The sequence below is a fragment of the Streptococcus sp. HMSC076C08 genome, assembly GCF_001810825.1.
In the GTDB taxonomy this organism is placed as follows: domain Bacteria; phylum Bacillota; class Bacilli; order Lactobacillales; family Streptococcaceae; genus Streptococcus.
Genome location: NZ_KV802720.1, coordinates 1 through 234 on the forward strand (window position 1 = coordinate 1; position 234 = coordinate 234).

Consider the following 234-nt stretch of genomic DNA (forward strand, 5'->3'; position numbering starts at 1 on the left):
GTCGCAGGTTCGAATCCTGTCTTCCCGATTCATGGCGGTGTAGCTCAGCTGGCTAGAGCGTCCGGTTCATACCCGGGAGGTCGGGGGTTCGATCCCCTTCGCCGCTATATTGATCTTGTTGGACCTTTAGCTCAGCTGGTTAGAGCTCTCGGCTCATAACCGAGTGGTCGTAGGTTCAAGTCCTACAAGGTCCATTGTAAATAATGGAGGATTACCCAAGTCCGGCTGAAGGGA

General features: G+C 53.8%; 2 tRNA genes. Both read left to right on the plus strand.

What is annotated here, in order from left to right:
- Nucleotides 1–33 precede the first annotated feature (33 nt).
- A tRNA-Met gene (locus HMPREF2766_RS01535) sits at nt 34–107 on the plus strand.
- A gap of 13 nt (nt 108–120) precedes the next feature.
- Nucleotides 121–194: transfer RNA gene (locus HMPREF2766_RS01540), tRNA-Ile, on the plus strand.
- Nucleotides 195–234 lie beyond the last annotated feature (40 nt).